Annotated in this window: 15 protein-coding genes; 8 read left to right on the forward strand and 7 right to left on the reverse strand. The window is 68.1% G+C overall.

The window, feature by feature from the left end:
- Window positions 1-26 precede the first annotated feature (26 nt).
- From hemA to J3U95_RS25440, 8 genes are all read left to right on the forward strand, one after another.
- Window positions 27-1,301: a glutamyl-tRNA reductase gene (gene hemA, locus J3U95_RS25405; protein WP_208281358.1), complete on the forward strand. Its 1,275-nt coding sequence runs from the start codon at window positions 27-29 to the stop codon at window positions 1,299-1,301.
- Window positions 1,302-1,410: 109 nt separating this feature from the next.
- The gene (prfA, locus tag J3U95_RS25410; protein ID WP_208281359.1) at window positions 1,411-2,487 is read left to right on the forward strand and encodes a peptide chain release factor 1; all 1,077 of its coding nucleotides are present in this window, start codon (window positions 1,411-1,413) and stop codon (window positions 2,485-2,487) included.
- Window positions 2,488-2,629: 142 nt separating this feature from the next.
- Window positions 2,630-3,112 (forward strand): disulfide bond formation protein B, encoded by a 483-nt coding sequence (locus J3U95_RS25415; protein WP_208281360.1) that lies wholly within the window; start codon window positions 2,630-2,632, stop codon window positions 3,110-3,112.
- Window positions 3,109-3,930 carry a peptide chain release factor N(5)-glutamine methyltransferase gene (gene prmC / locus J3U95_RS25420; RefSeq protein ID WP_208281361.1) on the forward strand — a complete coding sequence of 274 codons (822 nt, stop codon included), beginning with the start codon at window positions 3,109-3,111 and terminating at the stop codon, window positions 3,928-3,930. Before J3U95_RS25415 ends, prmC begins: the two co-directional genes overlap by 4 nt.
- A 58-nt stretch (window positions 3,931-3,988) precedes the next feature.
- A complete protein-coding gene (locus tag J3U95_RS25425; RefSeq protein ID WP_208281362.1) occupies window positions 3,989-6,016 on the forward strand; it encodes a DUF885 domain-containing protein in 2,028 nt (675 codons plus the stop codon).
- Window positions 6,017-6,093: 77 nt separating this feature from the next.
- Window positions 6,094-7,689 (forward strand): glutamate--cysteine ligase, encoded by a 1,596-nt coding sequence (gene gshA / locus J3U95_RS25430; RefSeq protein ID WP_208281363.1) that lies wholly within the window; start codon window positions 6,094-6,096, stop codon window positions 7,687-7,689.
- Window positions 7,690-7,738: 49 nt separating this feature from the next.
- Window positions 7,739-8,785 carry a histone deacetylase family protein gene (locus J3U95_RS25435; RefSeq protein WP_208281364.1) on the forward strand — a complete coding sequence of 349 codons (1,047 nt, stop codon included), beginning with the start codon at window positions 7,739-7,741 and terminating at the stop codon, window positions 8,783-8,785.
- Window positions 8,786-8,822: 37 nt separating this feature from the next.
- Entirely contained in the window at window positions 8,823-9,290 is a 468-nt protein-coding gene (locus J3U95_RS25440; protein ID WP_229520094.1) for a GNAT family N-acetyltransferase, read from the forward strand.
- A 12-nt stretch (window positions 9,291-9,302) separates the two neighbouring features.
- Here the strand turns inward: J3U95_RS25440 and J3U95_RS25445 are convergent, their stop codons facing one another.
- The 7 genes from J3U95_RS25445 to J3U95_RS25475 all read right to left on the reverse strand — a co-directional run bounded on the left by J3U95_RS25445 (window position 9,303) and on the right by J3U95_RS25475 (window position 16,968).
- Window positions 9,303-9,659 (reverse strand): hypothetical protein, encoded by a 357-nt coding sequence (locus J3U95_RS25445; RefSeq protein ID WP_208281365.1) that lies wholly within the window; start codon window positions 9,657-9,659, stop codon window positions 9,303-9,305.
- A 94-nt stretch (window positions 9,660-9,753) separates the two neighbouring features.
- The gene (locus J3U95_RS28475) at window positions 9,754-11,097 is read right to left on the reverse strand and encodes a sensor histidine kinase (RefSeq protein ID WP_208281366.1); all 1,344 of its coding nucleotides are present in this window, start codon (window positions 11,095-11,097) and stop codon (window positions 9,754-9,756) included.
- The gene (locus J3U95_RS25455; RefSeq protein ID WP_208281367.1) at window positions 11,094-11,768 is read right to left on the reverse strand and encodes a response regulator transcription factor; all 675 of its coding nucleotides are present in this window, start codon (window positions 11,766-11,768) and stop codon (window positions 11,094-11,096) included. Before J3U95_RS25455 ends, J3U95_RS28475 begins: the two co-directional genes overlap by 4 nt.
- A gap of 208 nt (window positions 11,769-11,976) precedes the next feature.
- Window positions 11,977-14,016 (reverse strand): PEP-CTERM sorting domain-containing protein, encoded by a 2,040-nt coding sequence (locus J3U95_RS25460; protein ID WP_229520095.1) that lies wholly within the window; start codon window positions 14,014-14,016, stop codon window positions 11,977-11,979.
- 150 nt (window positions 14,017-14,166) lie between these two features.
- A complete protein-coding gene (locus tag J3U95_RS25465; RefSeq protein WP_208281369.1) occupies window positions 14,167-14,361 on the reverse strand; it encodes a hypothetical protein in 195 nt (64 codons plus the stop codon).
- Between the two features lie 131 nt (window positions 14,362-14,492).
- On the reverse strand, window positions 14,493-14,924 hold the full coding sequence (locus tag J3U95_RS25470) for an FKBP-type peptidyl-prolyl cis-trans isomerase (RefSeq protein WP_208281370.1): 432 nt from the start codon (window positions 14,922-14,924) through the stop codon (window positions 14,493-14,495).
- 166 nt (window positions 14,925-15,090) lie between these two features.
- On the reverse strand, window positions 15,091-16,968 hold the full coding sequence (locus tag J3U95_RS25475) for a potassium transporter Kup (protein WP_208281371.1): 1,878 nt from the start codon (window positions 16,966-16,968) through the stop codon (window positions 15,091-15,093).
- Window positions 16,969-17,084: the final 116 nt, after the last annotated feature.

Genomic DNA, 17,084 nt, shown 5'->3' on the forward strand with positions numbered 1-17,084 from the left:
CCATTGACCCTCGCTCTCCCTCCGAAATGCAACTGCTTGCCGTCGGCCTGAACCACACCACAGCACCGGTCTCGCTGCGCGAGCAGCTGGCGCTCGCGCCCGACCAGATCGGCACGGCGGTGCAGTCGGCGCGCGGCTGGTTCGCGCGCCAGGGTTCCACCGGCGGCGAAGAGGCGGCCATCCTCTCGACCTGCAACCGCACCGAGATGTATGCGGCGATCAAGCTGCCCGATCCGCTGGACGCTTCGGCTCAATTTCTGGCGCATTATCATGCGCTCAACTACGCTGAATTACGCCCCCACCTGTACCTGCTGCCGCAGGACGACGCCGTGCGCCACGCCTTCCGCGTCGCCTCGGGCCTCGATTCGATGGTGCTGGGCGAACCGCAGATCCTGGGCCAGATGAAGGATGCGGTGCGCACCGCCGACGCCGCCGGCGGCCTGGGCACCTACTTGCACCAGATGTTCCAGCGCACCTTCGCGGTGGCGAAGGAAGTGCGCACTACCACCGAGATCGGCGCCCACAGCGTGTCGATGGCCGCCGCCGCGGTGCGCCTCGCGCACCGCATCTTCGACCGCATCGCCGACCAGCACGTGCTGTTCATCGGCGCCGGCGAGATGATCGAGCTGTGCGCGGCCCACTTCGCGGCCCAGAACCCGAAATCGGTCACCATCGCCAACCGCACCATGGAGCGCGGCGAGGCGCTGGCCGCCCGCTACAACGGCCGCGCGATCCGGCTGGCCGACCTGCCGGACAACCTGCAGCAATTCGACATCGTCATCTCGTGCACCGCCTCGACCTTGCCGCTGATCGGCAAGGGCCTGGTCGAGCGCGCCGTCAAGGCGCGCCGCCACCGTCCGATGTTCATGGTCGACCTGGCCGTGCCGCGCGATATCGAGCCCGAGGTCGCGCGCCTGGACGACGTGTTCCTGTACACGGTCGACGACCTGGCCCAGGTGGTGCAGACCGGCATGGAAAGCCGCCAGGCCGCCGTGCGCCAGGCAGAAGCCATCATCGAGACCCGGGTCCAGTCCTTCATGCACTGGGTCGGCGACCGCGCCGTGGTGCCGGTGATCCGCGACCTGCACGAATCGGGCGAGGCCTTGCGCCAGGCCGAGCTGGAACGCGCGCGCAAGATGCTGGCGCGCGGCGACGATGCCGAAGCCGTGCTCGAAGCGCTGTCGAAGGGGCTCACCGCCAAGTTCCTGCACGGCCCACAACAGGCCCTGCACCAGGCCCAGGGCGACGACCGCGCGCGCCTGGCCACCCTGCTGCCGCAGCTGTTCCGCGGCCGCCGTTAGCGCCCGATTCTCCCGGCGGCCCCGCCCGCCATGCGCGCCAGCTCGCGCAACCCGGCGCAACCCGGCCCTTCCCTGCGGCCATCCGACCATCTTCATACCGAGACTGCCCATGAAACCTTCCATGCTGTTCAAGCTGGACCAACTCGCCAACCGCCTCGTCGAGCTGGATGAACTCCTGATGAGCGAAGGCGCCACCGCGAACATGGACAGCTATCGCAAGATGACGCGCGAACATGCCGAGCTGTCGCCGCTGGTGGCGGTGTACCGCCAATACCAGGGTGCGCTGGAAGACACCGCCGCCGCCGAGGAACTGCTGCAGGATCCCGAGATGAAGGAGTTCGCCCAGGAAGAAATCGAGGGTGCGAAACAGCGCATGGCGGACCTGGAGCTCGAACTGCAGAAAATGCTGCTGCCGAAGGACGCCAACGACGAGCGCAACATCTTCCTCGAGATCCGCGCCGGCACCGGCGGCGACGAATCGGCCCTGTTCGCCGGCGACCTGCTGCGCATGTACACCCGTTTCGCCGAGCGCAACCGCTGGCAGGTCGAGATGGTGTCCGAGTCGCCGTCCGACCTGGGCGGCTACCGCGAAGTCATCGTGCGCGTGGTCGGCAACGGCGCCTATTCGAAACTGAAATTCGAGTCGGGCGGCCACCGCGTGCAGCGGGTGCCGGCCACCGAAACGCAGGGCCGCATCCACACCTCGGCCTGCACGGTGGCGGTGATGCCCGAGGCGGATGAAGTCGAGGACGTCGACATCAACCCGGCCGACCTGCGCATCGACACCTACCGCGCCTCGGGCGCCGGCGGCCAGCACATCAATAAAACAGATTCTGCAGTTCGTATTACCCACCTGCCAACCGGCCTGGTGGTGGAATGCCAGGACGACCGCAGCCAGCACAAGAACAAGGCCTCGGCCATGAAGGTGCTGGCGGCGCGCCTGAAGGACGCCCAGCTGCGCGAGCAGCAGTCGAAGGAAGCGGCCACCCGCAAGAGCCTGATCGGCTCGGGCGACCGCAGCGAGCGCATCCGCACCTACAACTTCCCGCAGGGCCGCCTGACCGACCACCGCATCAACCTGACCCTGTACAAGCTCGACTTCATCATGGACGGCGACCTGAAGGAGCTGACCGAAGCGCTGGCCCAGGAACACCAGGCCGAATTGCTGGCGGCGCTGGGCGACTGATGACTTAAGTCATTGTTAAGTTGCCAGATTGAAAATGGCGAGGCGTCGTTAGCAACGTTTATGCGAGAATAACGACGATCCTGCCAAAGGTGGGGTGGACGAGGTCATTCAGTCCACCCCACGCGTTTTCAGAAAGCCCCTCATGCCCACCAACCGCCAGGTCCTGTTCGCCATCTCGTCGATCTCGTTCGCGCTGATCGCCGTCGCCCTCTATCTGCAGCACGCCATGGAAATGCGGCCCTGCCCGCTGTGCGTGATCCAGCGCTATATGTTCCTCGCCATCGGCGTGTGCACCCTGGTCGGCGCCATCGGCGGCAAGGTGCGCGCAGCCACGATCCTGGCCCTGCTGGCGGCCTTCGGCGGCCTGGTCACGGTCGGCAAGCACCTGTACGTGATCGCCAATCCCGGCTTCTCGTGCGGCATCGATCCGATGGAGACGATGCTCAACAAGATTCCCACCGCCGAATTCCTGCCGTGGCTGTTCCGCGCCGACGGCCTGTGCGAAGGCGCGACCGACGCCATTCTCGGCCTGGCGATCCCGCAATGGTCGGCGGTCTGGTTCGTGGTGCTGACCGTGCTGCTGGGCTGGGTGCTGCTGCGGCACCTGCGCGCCGGGCGGGCATGATCGAGGCCGGCGCCACCCTCGGGCAGGTGCGGCTGTCGCTGCCGCTCGATCCGCTCGAAAACCGCATCCTGCTGTGCCATGCGCTGCGCCTGCCGCGCGTGGCCCTGATCACGCAATCGGAACGCGTGCTCACGCCTGACGAAGCGGCGCAGTTGGAAGCGCTGGTGCGGCGCCGCCTGGACGGCGAACCGATCGCTTACATCGTCGGCGAGCGCGAATTCTTCGGGCTGCCGTTCAAGGTGACGCCGGCGGTGCTGATCCCGCGTCCGGACACCGAACTGATCGTCGAACTCGCGCTGGAGCGCCTGGTCGCGCGACAGCGCGTGCTCGACATGGGCACCGGCAGCGGCGCGATCGCCGTCGCCATCGCCCACACGCGGCCGGATGCCGACGTCACGGCGCTCGACGTGAGCGAGGAGGCGCTGGACGTCGCGCGCGCCAATGCCGCCGCCAACGAGGCGCGCGTGCGCTTCCTGCGCAGCGACTGGTACGCAGCCCTCGGTGAGGAGCGCTTCGGCCTGATCGTCTCGAACCCGCCCTATATCGTGGCCGGCGACCGCCACCTGATCGAGGGCGACCTGCGTTTCGAGCCGATCGACGCCCTCACCGACCACGCCGACGGCCTGTCCGACCTGCGCACCATCGCCGACGGCGCTACCGCGCACCTGGAACCGGGCGGCTGGCTGCTGCTCGAGCATGGCTACGACCAGGCCGGGGCGGTGCGCGATTTGTTGAAGGCACGCGGCTACGGCGAGGTGCAGAGCTGGCGCGACCTGGCCGGCATCGAGCGGGTCAGCGGAGGCCGCCGCAGTGCCTAGGGCGCGCACCCCTCGGGATGGGCTTGTTAGAATGACCAGTCCTGATTCCGGAGCATGCATGCGCATCCTGTTCGCCTCCCTCGTCCTGCTCGCGCCGCTGCACGGCGGCGCCGCGGTCGTGCCACCTGCTCTGCCCGCGCTGCCCGCGCCGCCTGCCGTCACCCCGGATGCGCCGCTCGAGCAGCCATCAAGGCTGGCCGCCCGGCTCTACGAGCGCGACTGGCAGTGGCAGCTGCGCCATGCGCCAGAGAAGGCCACCGCCCTGGGCGAGCATCGCTACAACGCCTGGCTATCCGACACCTCGCTGGCGGGACGCGCGGCCGCGCTCGAGCACGAGCGCGCCATGCTGGCGGCGGCGCAGAAGATCGACCGCGCGCAACTGAGCGGCGAAGACCAGGTGTCGTACGACCTGTTCGTGGCCGACAAGGCGCGCCTGATCGCCGCCGGCGCCGCGCGTCCTTTCGATCCGCTCCCGATCACCGCCTGGGACGGCCTGCAGGTGCGGCTGCCGCGCCTGGTCGCGGAGATGCCGTTCGCAAACGACGCCGATTACCTGAGCTATCTGGCGCGCCTGCAGGCGCTGCCGGCCCACGTCGACGGCCTGATCGAGCAGCTGCGCGCCGGTAAACAGGCCGGCTGGACGATGCCGAAGGCCGCCATCGCGCCGGTGCCGGATGCGCTGCGCGCGCTGCGCGAGAAGCTGGCCGACGGGGCGCTCGGCGCGCCCTTCCAGCGCATCCCGGCGACCATCGCCCCCGAGGTGCGCGAACAGTTCCGCGCGGCCGGCAAGGCGGCCCTGGAACAGCAGGCGGCGCCCGCCCTGCGCAAGCTCGAGGACTTCCTGCGCCGGGACTACGTGCCGGTCGCGCGCGACAGCATCGGCGCCGCCGCGCTGCCGGGCGGCCCGGAGTGGTACGCCCGGCTGGTGAAGGACAGCACCACCACCGCGATGACGCCTTCCCAGGTGCATGCGCTCGGCCTGCAAGAAGTCGCGCGCATGCGCGCCGAGATCGAGCGCCTGATCCCGCGCACGGGCTTTCGCGGCGGCTTCGCCGAATTCATCGCCTTCGCGCGCAGCGACCGGCGCCTGTTCTTCGTCGACGCGGCGGCCCTGCTCGACCGCTACCGGCGCACGCTGGCGCTGGCCCAGGCGCGGCTGGGCCGCGTGGTCACCGTCGTTCCGAAGGCGGGCATCGTCGTCAAGCCGATGGGCGGCGACAGTGCCGGGCAGCCGGCCGCCTATTACGAGGCCGGCAGCGCGGCGCGCACCGCCGCGCTGGTGGTCGACACGGCGCGCCTGGACGCGCGCCCGATCTGGCAGGTCGACACCGTGGCCCTGCACGAGGCGGTTCCCGGCCACCACCTGCAGGTGGCGCGCGCCCAGGAACTCGAGCTGCCGGCATTCCGGCGCCACGGCTGGTACGACGCCTACGGCGAAGGCTGGGCCACCTATGCCGAGAGCCTGGGCCTTGAACTCGGCCTGTTCCAGGATCCGTTCTCGCTGTTCGGGCACCTCAACGAAGAGATGTTCCGCGCCGCGCGCCTGGTGGTCGACACCGGCATCCATTCGCTCGGCTGGACGCGCCAGCAGGCGATCGACTACCTGAACACGCATACCGCCAACCCACCGGCGGACAACGAGGCCGAGGTCGACCGCTATATCGCGCGCCCGGCCCAGGCGCTGGGCTACAAGATCGGCCAGCTGCGCATCCTGGCGCTGCGCACCCAGGCGCGCGCCGCGCTCGGCAAGCTGTTCGACCCGCGCCGCTTCCACGACGCCCTGCTCGGCGGCGGCGCGCTGCCGCTGGCCGAGCTGGAACGCCGCATCGGCCGCTGGATCGAGGCCGAGAAGGACCCGGCGACGCGCACCAATGCGCCGCCGGCCGCGGCCAGCGCCGACTCAGAATTCAATGGCGCATCCGAACCGGTGTCGACCTGGGAACCCGCCTTCGAATTCGACTTCGTGCTCGACGGCGAGCTGCCGCCGGGCTACGACCCCGGTCCGTCGCCCGATTTCGAGCCGCCGGCCGCCCCGGCGCCGGCGCCGGTCCGCAAATCCTTCAGCGCGCCGCCCTGGCTTGAATGAGAGGGTGCCGAACGCGCAGTCCGTTTTTCGGTTAATCTCTGCACCAACCGAACTGGCAGTATAAGAAAGGAAACACTGTGTCGAACCAATTCAACCGCCGCCTGGCCCTGCTCGACGACGACGACCACCGCGCGCTGCTGGGCCAGGGCTTGCGCGGCATCGAGCGCGAAACCCTGCGGGTCGACGCGGCGGGCCAACTGGCGCGCACCCCGCACTCCCCGGCGCTCGGTTCGGCCCTGACGCACCCGCACATCACGACCGACTACGCCGAGGCGCTGCTGGAATTCATCACGCCGGCCGAGCACGACATCGCGCTGGCGCTGCACCGCCTCGATGCGATCCACCGCTACGCCTACGCCAAGCTGGGCGACGAGATGCTGTGGGGCGTGTCGATGCCGGGCGAACTGCCGCCCGAGGAAGAGATCGAGATCGCCTGGTACGGCAAGTCGAATATCGGCATGCTCAAGCACGTGTACCGGCGCGGCCTGGCGCTGCGCTATGGCAAGGCGATGCAATGCATCGCCGGCATCCACTACAACTATTCGCTGCCGGAGCAACTGTGGCAGCTGTTCGCGCAAGAAGAAGGGATCACCGAGGAACGCCGCCACGCGCTGCGCGACTTCCAGTCGGAAAGCTATATCGCGATGATCCGCAACTTCCGCCGCTATTCCTGGCTGCTGATGTACCTGTTCGGCGCGACGCCTGCGCTCACCACCAGCTTCCTGCGCGGCCGTGAACACCAGCTCGAGACGTTATCAAGCGACACCCTGTACCTGCCGTACGCGACCAGCCTGCGCATGAGCGACCTGGGTTACCAGAACGACGCCCAGTCGGGCCTCCGTCCGCACGAGAACAGCCTGGAAAGCTATGTCACGAGCCTGATGGATGCGGTCAATCGTCCCTACGAGCCCTACGCCAAGCTGGGCACGAAGAAGGACGGCGAGTGGATCCAGCTGTCGACCAATGTGCTGCAGATCGAGAACGAATACTACTCGACCATCCGTCCCAAGCGCGTGATCCGCACCGGCGAGCGTCCGGTGCAGGCCCTGTGCAACCGCGGCGTGCAATACATCGAGGTGCGCTGCCTCGACGTCGATCCGTTCGAGCCGGTGGGCATCGCCCTCGACACCGGCCGCTTCCTGGACGCCTTCTTGCTGTTCTGCGCGCTCGAAGAAAGCCCCCTGATCAGCGCCCACGACAGCCAGCTGCACGCGCGTAACTTCGCGCGCACGGTCAAGGAAGGCCGCCGCCCCGACCTGACCCTGACCCGCGACGGTCTTGAGGTGCCACTGAAGGAATGGGCGCTGGAACTGATCGAGCGCATCCGTCCGGTGGCCCAGCTGCTGGACGACGGGCACAACGAGGGCGACGTGCACCAGGCCTCGCTGGCCAAGCAGAAGGCGAAGATCGAGTATCCATCGCTCACCCCGTCGGCGCGGGTGCTGGAAGAAGTGCGCGCGCTCGGCTCGGCCGCGGCCTTCGGCCTGCAGCAGAGCCGCCTGCATGCGGCCACCTTCCGCGACAGCCCCCTGATGCCGGCCGAGGAAGCGCTGTTCGACGAGATGGCGGCCAGCTCGCATGCCGAGCAGGCGAGCATCGAAGCGATGGACACCGGCAGCTTCGACGACTTTGTTGCGGCGTATAACAGCAGTAAGCTATGCTCCAATAATTGAGGTAGCCGTTAATCGCGGCGCCCGATCGATCCGCAGCCGCGAGGACCACTTGCTCACGTTTTACAACGAACACCATGCCCAGCATGCCGGCCGCGTCGAGCTCGATCGCGGCCAGCTGGCGCCTTGTTCTGAAAAACCCGAGCGCGCCGCCATCGTCCTGAAGGAATGCGAGCGGCGCGGCCTGGGCGCCATCGTCACGCCGCACGGCGTGCCGCTCATGACGCTCGAGCGGGTGCACAGCCCGCGCTACCTGCACTTCCTGCGCAATGCCTGGAGCGAATGGATCGGTCTCGATCCGCGCAATGCCGGCAAGGATGCCTTGCCGAGCGCATGGCCGGTGCGCACCCTGCGCTTCGATATCGAGCCGGACGATTTCGGCGCGCGCCTCGGCCTGTATTCGATGGACGCCGGCACCCCGCTCACGGGCGGTACCTGGATCGCGGCCAAGACCGGCGCCGACTGCGCCGTCAACGCGGCCCATGCCCTGCAGCGCGGCGAGCGCGGCACCTTCGCGCTCACGCGCCCGCCCGGCCACCATGCCGGCAGCGATTTCTTCGGCGGCGCCTGCTTCTTGAACAATGCCGCGCTGGCGGCCCAGCACCTGCTGGACGACGGCCTTGAGCGCGTGGCCATCCTCGACCTCGACTACCACCACGGCAACGGCACCCAGGGCATTTTTTATCATCGCAACGACGTCCTGTTCGTCTCGATCCACGCCGACCCGCGCGTCGCATATCCGTTCTACCTGGGCCATGCCGACGAGACCGGCAGCGGCGCCGGCGCCGGCTACACGATGAACATCCCGCTGGCGCCCGGCTGCGGCAGCGGCGCCTGGTTCGCGGCGCTGGAAACCGCCTGCCTCAAGATCGCCATGGCCCGGCCGCAGGCGCTGGTGGTGTCGCTCGGCGCCGACACGGCCGCGCAAGGGCAGGATCCGCGCTTCGGGCTGCAGGGCGGCGACTTCCTGCGCATCGGCGAACGCATCGCCCACCTCGGGCTGCCGACGGCCTTCGTGTTCGAGGGCGGCAATGCCGGCCCCGAGCTGGGCATCCATACGGTCAACGTGCTGGAAGGTTTCGAAACCGCCGCCGAATGACCGCCGTTCCACATTCCACCACCATCGCTTCGCATCCATGACCACCCCTAGCCTGATCGACTGGCAATTCTCGCGCTTCGCCGACCTCTCCCCGTTCGACCTCTATGAAGTGCTGGCCCAGCGCCAGAACGTCTTCATCCTCGAGCAGACCTGCCTGTATCCCGACATCGACGGCCACGACCTCGACGCCCACCACCTGCTGGGCTGGCGCAGCGTCGACGGCAAGCGCAGCCTGGCCGCCTACCTGCGCGTGCTGGCCCCGGGCGCCAAGTACGACGAGATGTCGATCGGCCGCGTGATCACCACATCGGCCGCGCGCGGCACCGGCGCCGGCCGCGCCCTGATCGGCGAGGGCATCCGCCAGGCCGAGGCGCTGTATCCGGGCCACCGCATCCGCATCGGCGCCCAGCAATACCTGGAGCGCTTCTACGGCAGCTTCGGTTTCGAGACCGTCTCGGAACCGTATGACGAAGACGGCATCATGCACATCGATATGCTGCGCTAAGAACTTATTCAGTCAGTCGCAGCGGCGCGGGCGCAGGCCTGCTTCCCGTTCTTTCTTGGCCTCGCGGTCGCACTCGATCTTGCGCACCATCTCGAGGCTGTCCTTGCTGTTCTGGGTCGAGATGCGCTGGCGCTCGAGCGCATTGAGCTTCTCGTTGTCGCGCCGGGTCTGCTGCAGCAGCATGCACTCCGTGTATTCGCGCGAACCCTGGCGCGCGCCGAAATCGGCGCAGGTGCCGGTGTCCTCGGCGAGATGCATGGCGCGCCGCTGCTCGGGCGACTGGCATGCCGCCAGGCCCGCGGCCAGCACGGCGACGAGGCCCAGCGTCGCGAGGGGACGGCGACCCGCGCCGCAATATGTTCGATTCATGTTGTTCTCCTGTCTGACATTCGGTGGCCGGCCGGTGTGGCCGGAGGCGACGGCGTCGCCATGCACGACAGTAGAACAGCGCGGGATTGCGGGATCATGGAGTGCGCGGCGAAACCGGCCGGATCGGCGACAGGACGACACGCGCAATCGTGCCGCCGCCGGGCGCGCCGAGGATGGCCACGTGGCCGCCGTGGCGCTCGACCACCTGCTGCACCAGGTGCAGGCCAAGGCCGCTGCCGGCCGAGCGCGGCCGCAGGCGGTGGAACGGTTCGAACACGCGTTCGCGCTCTTCCGGCGGGATGCCCGGACCGTCGTCCTCGACCTCGAACGCCGGGCCCTGCACGCGCACGACCACGTGGCGCCCGCCATGCTCGATCGCGTTCTGCACCAGGTTCGTCGCCACCCGCTCGATCGCCCCGGCGTCACCCCGCACCAGCTGCGCCGCGTCGACCTCGACCGCGATCGAGCGGTCGGCGGCGATCAGGAGCGGCGCCAGGTCGGCGGCCACGCGCCGCACCAGCGCAGCCAGGTCGATCTCTTCGTCGCGCCGCTCCGCATCCAGGCGCTGCAGGTCGAGCATCTGCTCGGCCAGGTTGGCGAGCCGCTCGACGTCGCTCCCGAGCCGGCGCGTGTCGGGGTCCGTGGAGGCGTCGACCTTGACCCGCAGGATCGCGATCGGCGTGCGCAATTCGTGGGCGGCGGAGGCGATGAAGCGCCGCTGCCGCTCGTATCCCTCGTCGAGACGGCCGAGCGCATCGTTCACCGCCCGCACCAGCGGCGCGATCTCGCTTGGCACCTGTGCTTCGCTGAGCCGCACGCCACGCCGGTCGACGTCGATGCTTTCCGCCTCGGCGGCGATCCTGGCGACGCCGGCCAGCGAACGCTTGACGATCCAGGGGATGGCGACCAGCGACATCAGGACCATCAGCAAGAAGATCGGGAGCGCGGCGACGTTTGACGCCGCCAGGACGGTGAAGCCCACCTGCGTCAGCTTGCCATGTCCAAGGATCGTCACCGGGCCGGCGGGCGAGTCTTCGCGGCGGATCACGGCGCTCAGCGCATGGGGCGCGTAGCGGTCGCGCACGTGGCCGTAGGAGAGATTGCGCAGCAGGCTGGTGGCCGCTGCATACTGCGCCGGCACCTGCCCGAAACTGAGGCGGCTGCCATGGTCGTCCTCGGCCACGAACCACAGGTTCGGCGTCTCGGCGCGCAGCGCGGCCAGCTGCTCCGTCATCCGCAGCGCCAGGGCGCCGTCGTCCGCGCGCACGATGGCGGCGGCGATGACGGACGTGATCCGCTCGTCGGTATACGGCCCGCCGCTGTCGGCGCGCAGCGCCAGCGCGACGAGGAGCGGAAAGCAGATGAACAGGATGGCGAACTGGAACAGCAGCGGCTGGACGATCAGCGGCCGCTTGAGCGAGGGCGGCCTGCGGCTCACGGCCGCGCCTGCAGCAGGTAGCCGACGCCCTTGATGGCGTGGATTTCGATGCCGGCATCGACGGCGGTCAGTTTGCGGCGCAGGCGCGAGATATGGGAGTCGAGCGTGTTCGACTGGATCGCGTCGTCGAAGCCATACACGGCCTGTTCGAGCGATTCGCGCAGGACGGTGCGCCCGCGGCGCTTGACGAGCGTCGCCAGCACGCGCAGTTCGCGCCGCGCCAGGTCCAGCCGCACGCCGGCCACGCTCGCCTCGTCGTTGGCGACATCGAACACGAGCGCGCCTACGTGGATCTCCTCGGGACCGAGTTCGGCGGGACGGCGCCGCACGGCGCGGATGCGCGCGAACAGTTCTTCGAGCGCGAACGGCTTGACGAGGTAATCGTCCGCGCCCTCGTCGAGGCCGGCGACGCGGTCGGTGACTTCGCCGCGCGCGGTCAGCATGATGACGGGCAGGCCGGGATTGGCGGCGCGCAGCAGCGGCAGCAGGGACAGGCCATCGCCATCGGGTAAAGTTCGGTCGAGCAGGACCAGGTCGTACGAATGCAGGCGGCTGGCTTCGCGCGCCAGCGCCAGCCGGTCGGCATGGTCGATGACGTATTTTTCGCGCTCCAGCGCGCCGCGCACCGTGTCGGCGAATTCGGTTTCGTCCTCTACCAGCAGAATTCTCATCGGGGCATCTTCCATGGACAGGTGGCTTGGCGGCATGCTGCGCGCTCGGGTGAGCATATCTGCCGCGCATTGCGGCAACATGGCGTGCGCCTTCCTGTTCAGGTCCGGATGCCTGCGCTTGCTCCCTTCCAAAGATACACCACAGCCTGCCTGTCGCCGCCGGCAGCGCGGATGCGCCCGTTCACATGACCGAAGACATGACCGAAGATCAGCAGCCGCACAGCGGCGGATCGAGCCGCACGTACAGGCAATCCTCTTGATGACAGGCCTGCGCCAGGATCTGGCGCGCATCGTTGATGTCGGTCGCGCTGACCAGGACCCAGCCCGCGGGCATTGCGGCCAGGTCGTTCAGGTCGCGCATGACGCCTTTTTCGTACAGGAAGGCGTGCGACGCCGGCCCCTCGGGCGTGATCGCGGTCGAGGAACCCACCACCGAGGCGGCGTTGTTGAGGCCCCAGGCAATGCCGTAGTTGCCGCCCAGCGAGCCGAGGCTGGTCATGACGCCGCCCGTGTACAGGAAGGGCAGCTCCATGAAGTAGCTGCCGTCGACGACGATGCCGGTATCGGCGACGCCCACCACTTCGCCCGCATCGTTGATGTCGAAGGCGCTGCTGTTCTTGCCGCCCAGCGTGCCCAGGCTGCGCATGACCTGGTCGCGATACACATAGGCGAGGTAGTGCGGCACCGGGATCGCGTCGCCCGTGACCGAGGCGGTGCCGGTCACGGCGCCGTGCCGGTTGATCGCGGCGGAGCCGCCCCAGGTGCCGCCGAACGTGGGAATGATGCGCGTGATGCCGTTGGCGACGACGAAGCCGCGGCCACGCTCGCCGACCCCGAAGGCGGCATTGCCGGACACGGCGCCGCTGTCGTTCAATCCGCTCGCCGAGTTGAAGCCCACCAGCACCCCGCGCCCGGCATTGCGCAGGCCGGCCGGCGAGAACACGTGGGCGGCGTCGACGTAGACGCCGGCCAGGTGGCCATGGCCGTTGATCGCGGCGGCGCTCGAACCCGGCGCCAGCGCGGCGTAGTCGCGCACGGTGGCGCCATCCCACACGGCGGCCGCGCCGTTGCTGCCGGCCACATGGCCCTTGCCGTTGATGGCCCTGGCATTGAGCTCGGCCGGAATGAAGGTGACCCGGAACAGGCCTGGCACGCCCTGCGCCGCGTCGACCGGAGGCGCGGCCGCCGCCAGCGGCGCCGTCAGCGAACCCATCAGGAGCGCCGGCGCCATCCAGCGCACACGCCGGCGCGCATGCCAGCCCAGCAGCGCCAGCCCCGTCCCCAGCATCGCCCAGCTGCCCGGCTCGGGCACCGCCGTGACCAGGTCGAGCCGCACCGCACGGCAGTCGCCCAGAGCGTTGCACGCCTGGGCCAGGATCTGGCCGGCATCGTTGACGTCGAGCGCATTCACCAGCTGCCAGTCGCCGCGCTCGCCCACCAGCGCATTGAGGTCGAGCATGCCGCCAGACCCATAAATGAAGGCGTGGTAGTCGAAGCCGCCCACGCTGCCGATGCCGGACAGGCCCACCACCACGCCGGCGTTGTTGAGTGCATTGGCGCGCCCGGACACGCCGCCCAATGTGCCGAGATCGATCATGCGGTTCTCTTCGGGAGAGAACAGGAAGGGCCGCTCGCTGAAGTTGTCTTCGAGCCCGGACCAGCCGGCGACGAAGCCGGCGTCGTTGATGTCGTTCGCTTCGCTGAACCAGCCGCCGAGCGAGCCGAGGTCGTGCTGGACGCCGTCGCGGTAGACCGAGGCGGTGCGCCGCGGATCGCCCCAGTCGTCGCCATCGCCGGCGCGGCTGGCGAAGCCCGCGATATGGCCGCTGGCATTGATCGCGTTGGCCACGCTGATCGTGCCGCCGAAGCTGCCCAGCTGGGTCACGACGCCCGACTGGTACAGGAAGGCGTAGGTCTCGGAAAATCCGACGGCGCCGAAGCCCGCCACCTGGCCGGCGTCGTTGATGGCGGTGGCCCAGGTGCCGTAGGCCGGCGGCACGTTGAAGATCGAGAAGGCGCCGCCGGCATACACGAAGGCATCGCTGCCGACGCGGCCGACGATGGAACCGCCGTTACTGATCGCCAGGCCTTCGCTGCCGGGCAGGAGCGAAGCCAGGTAGGTGGTGCCGCCCGTCGACCACACCGCCGCCCCGCCCTGCGCGGTGCCGACCACCCGCCCGGCGCCATCGAGGCCGGCGGCGGTGAAATCCTGCGGCAGCCAGGTCATGCGGTAGAGCGGCTCTGCCATGGCCAGGCTTGGACATACCAAGATGGCCAACAACAATTTATTAAAGAAACGTTTGCGCAGGGACATAATCGATCCTTCCGGTGACCGGGGAATCTCAACGATGTCGCAAACAAGGCAGGGCGGTTCTGCGCCAGCGCAGGCGCGCGCGGGTCACGAGGCGGCCAGGCGGCCGGCCCCGAGCAGCAGCACCGCGGCCGCCAGCAGCAGCCAGGCGGGCGGGTCGGCGGCGAGAAAGGGATCGACGACGACGCAGGCGGGAACGGTCGTCGCCGGCGCGGGTGCGGCGGACGCGACGCCGGACCAGGCCGGCATGAAGCAGACGACGGGGAGGAAAGATGCACGCATGATCGGCCCGGCACGAAAAGCCCCGAGCATCGCCCGCCACCGCCCTGCGGGTCGTGCGCCAGGTCAGCCGTGCGCGCAAAAAAAAACCGGGGCGATGCCCCGGTCCGGTACGTCATTGCAAGCCTGCCGGCTTACTCGACCTTGGTCAGGATGATTTCATACACCAGGCCCGAGTTCGGCGGGACCGGGCCATTGCCGTTAGCGCCGTAGGCCTGGTTGGCCGGGATCAGGACGGTGCGCTTGCCGCCGACCTTCATGCCGATCACGCCCTGGTCGTAGCCGGGGATAACGGCGCCGCTGCCGACGACGTAGGGACGCAGATTGCCCGATTCCAGACGCGAGCCCTTGAAATCGGCGACCTTGTCGTTGTACAGCCACAGCGTGTACTGGGTGGTCACCGTCTTGCCGGTCACCGCTTCGGCGCCGGTGCCCACCGTGTTGTCGGTCTTGGTCAGCGCCGCGGGGCTGCTCACCACAGGCTTGTTGTCGTCGCTGCCGCCGCCGCAGGCGGTCAGGGCGAGCATGGCGGCAAACGCCGCGATCAGGGGAAACTTCAGCTTCATGGGGTGTCCTCGACTGGGAAAGGCAAACAAGGTTTGTGTAACGAAACCTCGTACCTTATCGAATCAGTCCCATGAAACTGTCCCTAATTTGTCTGATAATTGTAGTTTAGCAATGTGGGGACAAGGCGGGAGTGACGTATTTGCACAACAAACCTCGCTTCCCGCCTCAGATCTCGATCTGCGTGCCCAGCTCGATCACCCGGTTGCTGCGGATCTGGTAGTAGTCGGCCGCGCTGCGTGCATTGCGCGACAGCGCCACGTACAGGTGCTCGCGCCATGGCGCCATGCCGCCGCCCGGGCCCGAGATCACGGTCTGGCGCGCGATGAAGAACGAGGTTTCCATCATCTCGAACGACAGGCCGAGCGCGCCGCAGCGGTCGAGGATGTCCGGGATGTCGGCCTCGTCCTTGAAGCCATAGTGGATGTTGAGCTGGTAGCAGTTGTGGCCCAGGTCGACGATGTCGATCTGTTCCTCCACTGGCACCCACGGCTCCTCGCGCATGTGCACGGTCAGGAACACCACCCGTTCGTGCAGCACCTTGTTGTGCGACAGGTTGTGCAACATCGCGTGCGGCACGCCGTCGCTCTCGCCGCGCAGGAAGATGGCGGTGCCCGGCACCCGCGTCGGCGGCGCCACGAACAGCGATTCCATGAAGGCCTCCAGCGGGATCGCATGCTTCTGCAGGTTCTCGAACACCAGTCCGCGGCCGCGCTTCCAGGTCAGCATCAGGGTCAACAGCACGCCGCCCATCAGCAGCGGGAACCAGCCGCCGTGGAAGATCTTGGTGGTGGTGGCCGAGAACAGCAGCACGTCGATTGTCAGGAAGAAGCCGGTCGCGGCCACGCAGACCCACAGCGGCAGGCGCCAGCGGTAGCGGGTCACGAAGAAGGTGAGCACGGTGGTCATCATCATGGTGGCCGTGACCGCGATGCCGTAGGCGCCGGCCAGCTCGTCCGACGAGCCGAATCCGACCACGGCGATCAGCACCACCGCCAGCTGCAGCCAGTTGACGGCCGGGATATAGATCTGGCCGATCTCGCTTTCCGAGGTGTGCAGGATGCGCATACGCGGCAGCAGGCCGAGCGCGATCGCCTGCTTGGTCATCGAATACGTGCCGCTGATCGTGGCCTGCGAGGCGATCACCGCCGCCATGGTCGACAGGATTACCAGCGGGATCACGCTCCAAGTGCCGAGCTGGTGGTAGAACGGGTTTTCCACCGCGCCGGGATCGGCGATCAAGAGGCCGCCCTGGCCCAGGTAGTTCAGGGTCAGCGCCGGATAGGCGATCAGGAACCAGGCCATGCGGATCGGCTTGGCGCCGAAGTGGCCCATGTCGGCATACAGCGCCTCGGCGCCGGTGATCGCCAGCACCACCGCGCCCAGCGCGATAAAGGCCAACAATTTATTGTCCAGCATGAAGTGGGCCGCGTGCCAGGGATTGAGCGCGTTCAGGACCTCGGGCGACTGGACGATGTTGACGATGCCCATCGCGGCCAGCGCCAGGAACCACACCAGCATCACGGGGCCGAAGAAGCGGCCGATTCCGGCCGTGCCATGGCGCTGCACGCTGTACAGGGCCACCAGCACCACCACCGCCAGCGGCACCACGTAGTGCGACATGCCGGGCGCGGCGACCTCGAGGCCCTCGATCGCGCCGAGCACCGAGATCGCCGGTGTGATCACGCTGTCGCCATAGAACATGGTGGCGCCGATGACGCCGATGGCCAGCAGCGGGAAGCTCCAGCGCGAATTGCGCGCCACCGAGTTGGTCGCCAGCGCCATCAGGGCCATGATGCCGCCCTCGCCGCGGTTGTGCGCCCGCAGCACCAGGGTCACGTACTTGAGCGAGACGATGACCGTCAGCGCCCAGAAGATCAGGGAGATGACGCCGAGGATGTTGGGAGTATTCAGTGGCAGGCCGTGGGTGTCGTCGAACACCGCGCGCAGCGTATAGAGGGGGCTGGTGCCGATGTCGCCGTAGACGATGCCGACCGCGGCCAGGGTAAGTGCCGCCAGGCTGCTCTTCTTGCTATCTGATGTCAAGATTACACCATCGCTTTTGTATTGGTGCGGCGCACCATAAAATAGTGGCTGAAAAAAAGCAAGAATATTTCGTGGTGCATCATACACCCGTGCCAAAAGAGGCACGCGCCAGCAGC

Source organism: Massilia oculi (genome assembly GCF_017582745.1).
GTDB lineage: Bacteria > Pseudomonadota > Gammaproteobacteria > Burkholderiales > Burkholderiaceae_D > Telluria > Telluria oculi_A.